The sequence below is a fragment of the Micromonospora sp. ATLC20 genome, from assembly GCF_057196585.1.
The window spans coordinates 1-7,108 of sequence record NZ_JBXUOV010000240.1; the positions used below are offsets into that span (position 1 = coordinate 1).

Sequence of the window (7,108 nt, forward strand, 5' to 3'; positions counted from 1 at the left end):
GTTGCCGGGCCTGGCGTCGCCGGGCCGCCCCCGGCGGGGTCCGCTGCCGGCCGGCCGGTGCCGCCCGGTGTGGACTCGCCGGTGGTGCCCGGTGCCGATTGGCCCTCGGTGCCCGGTGCGGGTCGGCCCTCGGCGTCCGGGTCGGCGTCGGCGCCACCCGGATCGCTCTGCGGGCCGGTGGTGGCCGGAGCCGCCTGACCGAGCGGCTGCGGCGGTGACGGTGGCGGGACGGTCCGCACGGACGCGCCGATCAGACCGGCCCCGGCCATGGCGAGCAGGACGACGACGGCCGTGCCGGCGGCACGCCACGGACTTCCGTGGCGGCCGCCGGCCCGGGTCGTCGTCCGGTCAGACCAGGCCACCGGCCCGCCGCCGGCGCAGCAGCACCAGGCCGCCCAGCGCCGCGGCGCCGATCATGCCCGCGCCGCCGGTGGCGAGGGTACGGTCCACGCCGGTGGTCGTCATGCCACCGTCGCCGCCGTCGACCCCACCGCGCGGCAGGACCACCAGCTCGCCCTCACCGCAGGTGCCCCGCAGCTCGTACCGGCCCGGCCGGGCGTCGTGCGACACGGTGGCCTCGCCGTAGTAGACGAAGTCCTTCCCGTGCTCCCACTCGTCCTTGCCGTAGTCGCGCTCGGCGTCCTTGCCGTAGTCGCCCTTGTCCTCCTGCCAGGCGCCTCCGCTCGCCTGCCAGTCGTCCTTGCCGCCCTGCCAGTCGTCCTTGCCGCCCTGCCAGTCGTCCTTGCCGCCCTGCCAGTCGTCCTTGCCGTCCTGCCAGGAGCCGTGCTCGTCCTTGGCGTCCTTGCCGCCCTGCCAGTCGTCCTTGCCGTCCTGCCAGGAGCCGTGCTCGTCCTTGCCGTCCTTGCCCTTGTCGTCCGGCCGGCCGCCACGGTCGTCCTTGCCGTGCTCGTCCTTGGCGTCCTTGCCGTGCCGGTCCTTGCCGTCGGGGCCGTGCTCGTCCTTGGTCCAGTCCGGCCCGCCCGGCTTCTCCTTCTCCCAGCCCGGCTCGGCGTCCTGGCCGTACTCGTCGTGCCCCTGCCAGTCGCCGGGGTCGACGGCCGCGCCGGCGCCCGCGCCACCCGGCTGCGGCTGCCCTTCCGGCTGACCGGCCGGCGGCTGGGGCTGGTTCGCCGGAGGCTGCGGCATGCCGTCGCCACCCGGGCCGTTCCCGCCGGGCCCGTTGCCGTCCGGACCGTTGCCGCCGGGGCCGTTGCCGTCCGGACCGTGCCCCTCCCCGCCCGGCTCGCCGCGGCCGTCCGGGCCCTTCCCGTGGTCGTCCTTGCCGTCCGGGCCCTTGCCGTGGTCGTCCTTGCCGTCCGGGCCCTTGCCGTGGTCGTCCTTGCCGTCCGGGCCCTTGCCGTGCTCGTCCTTGCCGTCGGGCCCCTTGTCGTCCCAGCCCCAGTCCTGGTCGCCGCCCCAGTCGCCGCCGCGGTCGGCCCAGTCGCCGTGCTCGCCGTCGCGGGCCGGGTGCAGGTCGACCTTGCCGGTGACCTTCGACCAGACGGTGGCGTGCTTCTGCGGCTCGGAGCAGATCGCGAGCAGCTCGACCGTGTCCCCCGCCTTCACCACGTGGGGCTTGGCGATGACCTTGCCCTCGTCGTGCCCGCCCGCGTAGGCCATTCCCGGGGTGAACGCGAGAAGGCCGGCTCCGCCGAGGGCGGCGCCCGCGACCACCTTCCCGAGCATCTTCTTAGCCATGACCAGCGTCTCCATCCCTGTTCGTCCTGAGCCCGACGTCGGTCGAGCTAAGGCCGACGTTAGACCTTTTCGCGACTTATTCGGGGAAAGATTCGCTTTTAGGGATTTGCTGATGTTGGGGCGGATGCGTGCCCTGTCCGACGCCGCGCGCGGATCGGATGTCCTTCGCCGCGACCGCGGTCCGCGCGCCGAGTGGAACGTCATGGGTGTCTCCGGGCCGTTTCGGCACCCATGACGTTCCACCCGAGCTGAGGGGCGCCGGTGGGGCGGCGCGACTGGGGGCGGCGGTACGGTGGGGCGAGGCGCATCGAGCCATTGCCATGGAAGCGCTCCCATGCAAGAATCGCTGCACGCGGTTCGGGGAGCCACACCGCGAGCTCAGACGTCGAGGGCAGCCGGCACCATCGGCCGACGTCCGGCTCCATCGGCCGGTCCTGCGGACCGGTCGGCACCACCACCCCCACAACGCCCGTCCGGGTCGGGCGTCCCCCGAAGTAACCCGTGGCGCGCACGGTCGTTCCCGCAGGACGACCGCAGCCGCCATTGCGCCGGGCCGTACGCGGATCCGGTCTCGCCCAAGGAGATCAGTGGCATGAATCTGTGGAGAAGGCTGTCCGGCCGGAACCGGACGCTTGCGCTCACCGGCGCCGGCGTCCTGGTAGCCGGTGGACTGGTGACCCTCCCGGTCACCGCGGCGCAGGCCGCCACGCAGTGCAGCGTGACCTACACGACCAGCGACTGGCCCGGTGGATTCACCGGCACCGTGACCATCAAGAACATCGGTGACGCGCTCACGTCGTGGAACCTCGGCTTCACCTTCCCGAACAGCTCGCAGCGGGTGGTGAACGGCTGGTCCGCGCGGTGGTCCCAGAGCGGCCAGAACGTCACCGCGCAGAACGAGTCGTACAACGGGGCGCTCGCCAGCGGCGCCAGCACCACCATCGGCTTCAACGGCTCCTGGAGCGGCAGCAACCCCAAGCCGACCCAGTTCACGCTCAACGGCACTGTGTGCAACGGCGGCACGCCGACCACCAGCACCCCGCCGACGAGTACGCCGCCGACCAGCACTCCCCCCACGAGCACCCCGCCGACGTCGACGCCGCCGACCTCGACGCCGCCGACGACGACCCCGCCGCCCGGGCAGCGGGTCGACAACCCGTACGCCGGCGTGAAGGGGTACGTGAACCCCGAGTGGAAGGCCAAGGCCGAGTCGGTGTCCGGCGGCAACCGGGTGTCGAACAACCCGACCGCCGTCTGGATCGACCGGATCGCCGCCATCAACGGCACGCCGGACAGCAGCTCCAACGGAGCGATGGGCGTCCGTGACCACCTGGACGCCGCGCTCGCCCAGGGCGCCGGCTACATCCAGTTCGTCATCTACAACCTGCCCGGCCGGGACTGCTCCGCGCTCGCCTCGAACGGTGAGCTGGGCCCGGACGAGCTGCCCCGCTACAAGGCCGAGTACATCGACCCGATCGCCGCGATCCAGGGCGACTCGAAGTACCGGAACCTGCGCATCGTCAACATCATCGAGATCGACTCGCTGCCCAACCTGGTGACCAACACCTCGGGCAACGCGGGCGGCACGGTCATGTGTGACACGGTGAAGGCCAACGGCGCGTACGTGAACGGTGTCGGCTACGCCCTGGCGAAGCTGGGTGCGATCGGCAACGTCTACAACTACATCGACGCCGCCCACCACGGCTGGATCGGCTGGGACAGCAACTTCGGCCCGGTCGCCGACCAGCTCAAGGCCGCCGCCGTGGCGTCCGGCAGCACCGTCGCCAACGTGCAGGGCTTCATCGTCAACACGGCGAACTACTCCGCGCTGAAGGAGCCGTACGTCAAGATCACCGACACGGTGAACGGCCAGACCGTGCGGCAGTCCAAGTGGGCCGACTGGAACCAGTACCTCGACGAGCTGTCGTTCGCCCAGGCGTTCCGGCAGAAGCTGGTCTCGATCGGCTTCGACAGCAACATCGGCATGCTGATCGACACCTCCCGCAACGGTTGGGGCGGCACCGCCCGGCCGACCGGCCCCGGCCCGTCGACCAGCGTGGACGCGTACGTCGACGGCGGCCGGGTCGACCGCCGCTTCCACACCGGCAACTGGTGCAACCAGGCCGGCGCGGGCCTCGGCGAGCGGCCGCGGGCCAACCCGGAGCCCGGGATCGACGCCTACGTCTGGGTGAAGCCCCCGGGTGAGTCGGACGGCTCCAGCAAGGAGATCCCGAACAACGAGGGCAAGGGCTTCGACCGGATGTGCGACCCGACCTACACCGGTAACGCCCGCAACGGCAACAGCATGTCCGGTGCCCTGCCGGACGCGCCGATCTCCGGCGCCTGGTTCGCCGCCCAGTTCCAGCAGCTCATGCAGAACGCGTACCCGCCGCTCTCCTGAGCCGCGGTACGGGCCACCCGCGGCGGCGGGAGTGAGGCACCGCCGCGCGGGTTCCCCGGGCCCCTGGTCGACGCCCACGTCGGCCAGGGGCCCTCGGCCGTGCCGGTGTCAGGGCACGGTGCGCTCGATCGCCGCCCGACCCAGCTCGGCCAGGTCGCGGCGGGCCCGCTCCAGGTTCTCCGGGGTCATGTCCTGACCGCGGGCCTGCACCAGGTCCTCCGGATCCCAGGGCTGCTCGGCGCCGGTGCGGATGTCGTCCGGTGCGGCACCCGTCCCGGTGCCTGTCGCGCCGGTACCGGCCGCGTACGGGTCACCGATGAGGTTCGGCGACCCGGTGTCGGGCACCGCCCCGTCGGGCTCGGTGAAGACGGGGTTGTCCGGGTCGGTGCCGCCGCTGCGCAACTGGGGCACCGTGCTGTCGTCGTCCACCGCCGCGGCCACCTCGGGGGTCTCCTCCAGCGGCCGCTCGCCACCGCGGTCACGATCGGTCATGCTGCTGCCCTCCTGTCCCTTCCGCCTGATCCCCGAGGCGTACCCGGTGCGGGCCGCGCCATGCGGTCGGCGGGGATCAGGACTCGTCGTGGTGTTGCTCCGGCGTCTCGGTCGGGCGCAGCCGCAGCCACAGCAGCATCAGCAGGCCGAACACCAGCATCGCCGCGCCCGCCCACAGGTTGATCCGGACGCCCTGCGCCTTGTCGATCTCGGCGGACGTGTCGAACAGCCCCATCAGCCCGACGATCAGCCCGTACACCACGAACAGGCCACCGATGACCCGGCGGATGTCGAAGAGCCGGGCCGCGGCGGAGCGTTCCTCCCGGGCGTCCTCGGTCTCGTCGACCAGCGGGTCGTGCGCCTCGCCGCCCTGGTAGTGGCGGCCCGCGTCGTCTGCCATGGCGTGCGTCCCCTCCTTCAGAAGACCGGGATGTAGAACAGGGCGGCGAGGACCACCGCGACGACGCCGAGCAGCACCGGGGAGCGGTACCAGGCGGCGTCGCCGGCCAGTGAGTCGTCGGCGAGCGTGGTGTCGCTGAGGCCGTACACCAGCCCGGTCAGCTGGTCGTCGGTCTTCGGCCGGGTCAGCGGCGTGACGATCGCGGCCACCACCGCGACGGTGGCGAAGGCCAGGCCCGCGCCCCAGAAGCTCTCCTCCAGGTCCGAGTTGAAGCTGATCACGCCGCCCTTGTAGAGCAGGTACGTGGCGGTGGCGACGACGGTGCCGGACAGCAGCGACCAGAACCCGGCCAGCGGCGTCATCCGCCGCCAGAACATACCGATGATGAACGTGCCGAACAGCGGCGCGTTGAACACCGAGAACAGCGCCTGGATGTAGTTCATGATGTTGCTGAACCCGGCGGCGATGAACGCGGTGCCGATGCCGATCACCACGGCGCCGACGGTGGCGAGCCGGCCCACCTTCACGTAGTGCTCGTCCGGCATGTCGCGCCGGAAGTACGCCTGCCAGATGTCGTACGTGAACACGGTGTTGAAGCCGCTGACGTTCGCCGCCATGCCGGCCATGAACGAGGCCACCAGGCCGGTGACCGCGATACCGAGCACGCCGTTGGGCAGCAGGTCGCGCATGAGCAGCGGGATCGCGTTGTTGTAGACCAGGTCGCCCTCGTCGGCGCCCAGCCCTTTCACGGTGACCAGGGCGATCAGGCCGGGGATCACGGTGACCGCCGGGATGAGCAGCTTCGGGTACGCGGCGATGATCGGCGTACGCCGGGCGGCGCTCATGTTCCGCGCGGACAGGGCGCGCTGCACCTCGGCGAAGTTCGTGGTCCAGTAGCCGAAGGAGAGCACGAAGCCGAGGCCGAACACGATGCCCAGCCAGTGCGCGCCGAGCGGGTTGCCGGTGCTGCCGGTGCCCTCCCAGGCGTGCAGCCCGGCCTCGCCGAGCTTGGAGTCGCGGACCGCGTCCATCAGGCCGCTCACGCCGCCGACCTTGACCAGCCCGATCACCGTGATCGGCACCAGACCGGCGATGATCACGAAGAACTGGAGCACCTCGTTGTAGATGGCGCCGGAGAGCCCGCCGACGGTGATGTACGCCAGCACGATCACCGCGCCGACGATGATCGCGAACCAGAGCGGCCAGCCGAGCAACGCCTGCATGATCAGGGCCAGCGCGTAGAGGTTTACGCCCGCGATGAGCACCTGCGCGACCGCGAAGCTGATCGCGTTGAGCAGGTGGGTGGGGCGGTTGAAGCGCAGCCGCAGGTACTCGGGGACGCTGCGGACCTTGGAGCCGTAGTAGAACGGCATCATCACGATGCCGAGGAAGACCATCGCCGGCACGGCGCCGATCCAGTAGTAGTGCACGGTCATGATGCCGTACTGGGCGCCGTTGGCGGCCATGCCGATGATCTCCAGCGCGCCCAGGTTCGCCGAGACGAACGCCAGGCCGGTGACCCAGGCGGGCAGCGAGCGGCCGGAGAGGAAGAAGTCCACGCTGGTGCGGATCGCGCGCCGGGCGGCGAAACCGACGCCGAGCACCGTGACGAAGTAGAGCGCCAGGATCAGATAGTCCAGGGCGTTCATGTTCAATCGCAGGCCGCCACCGCCCATGACCGTGCTCCCCTCGTGTGCACCGCTGACCGCACGTACCCCGATTGCGAAGTTTCATACCTGCTGTTCGGTCCGGACGTGCGGAAGCCCCGGCCGGGTCACCGGCCGGGGCTTCGTGTCGGTTTCTCAGCGGCCCAGCACGCGGTCCAGGAAGTCGCGGTAGCCGCGCACGGCGACCCGGAGCTGCTCGGTGTCGGTGGAGCCGGACTCCTGCCAGGCGCCGAGCCGGGTGCGCTGCTCGCGCAGGGCGGTGGAGAGCGCCTCGATGGCCTCCTCGACCAGCGACTCCGCCTCGCCGACCGCGGCGCGCGGGTCGTCCACGAAGCGCAGCTGCACGTCGCGCCAGCGGTCCCGGAAGCCCTGCGCGGCCTCCGGCGCGAACAGCGTCGCCGCGTCGGCGGGTACCGCGCCGGGCGTGGGCCGGTCCACGCCGGCCAGGCC

Annotated in this window: 5 protein-coding genes and 2 pseudogenes; 1 reads left to right on the forward strand and 6 read right to left on the reverse strand. The window is 71.6% G+C overall.

The genetic code is table 11. From position 1 onward, the window contains the following. Both AC2CHG_RS28780 and AC2CHG_RS28785 read right to left on the reverse strand, forming a co-directional pair. Positions 1 to 269 (reverse strand): annotated as a pseudogene (locus tag AC2CHG_RS28780) (class F sortase); the annotation flags it as partial. A gap of 79 nt (positions 270 to 348) precedes the next feature. Continuing rightward, entirely contained in the window at positions 349 to 1,713 is a 1,365-nt protein-coding gene (locus tag AC2CHG_RS28785; protein WP_484525974.1) for a hypothetical protein, read from the reverse strand. A gap of 577 nt (positions 1,714 to 2,290) precedes the next feature. Between AC2CHG_RS28785 and AC2CHG_RS28790 the strand changes: the two genes are divergently transcribed. Beyond that, positions 2,291 to 4,099: a glycoside hydrolase family 6 protein gene (locus AC2CHG_RS28790; protein ID WP_484525975.1), complete on the forward strand. Its 1,809-nt coding sequence runs from the start codon at positions 2,291 to 2,293 to the stop codon at positions 4,097 to 4,099. Between the two features lie 108 nt (positions 4,100 to 4,207). On the opposite strand, the gene AC2CHG_RS28795 is transcribed toward AC2CHG_RS28790, so the two are convergent. From AC2CHG_RS28795 to AC2CHG_RS28810, 4 genes and pseudogenes are all read right to left on the reverse strand, one after another. Then, entirely contained in the window at positions 4,208 to 4,591 is a 384-nt protein-coding gene (locus AC2CHG_RS28795; RefSeq protein ID WP_262014059.1) for a hypothetical protein, read from the reverse strand. 76 nt (positions 4,592 to 4,667) lie between these two features. Continuing rightward, a complete protein-coding gene (locus tag AC2CHG_RS28800; RefSeq protein ID WP_366623230.1) occupies positions 4,668 to 4,991 on the reverse strand; it encodes a hypothetical protein in 324 nt (107 codons plus the stop codon). Between the two features lie 17 nt (positions 4,992 to 5,008). Next, a complete protein-coding gene (locus AC2CHG_RS28805) occupies positions 5,009 to 6,667 on the reverse strand; it encodes a sodium:solute symporter family protein (protein WP_366623228.1) in 1,659 nt (552 codons plus the stop codon). A 126-nt stretch (positions 6,668 to 6,793) separates the two neighbouring features. Further along, positions 6,794 to 7,108, reverse strand: a pseudogene (locus AC2CHG_RS28810) (hypothetical protein); the annotation flags it as partial.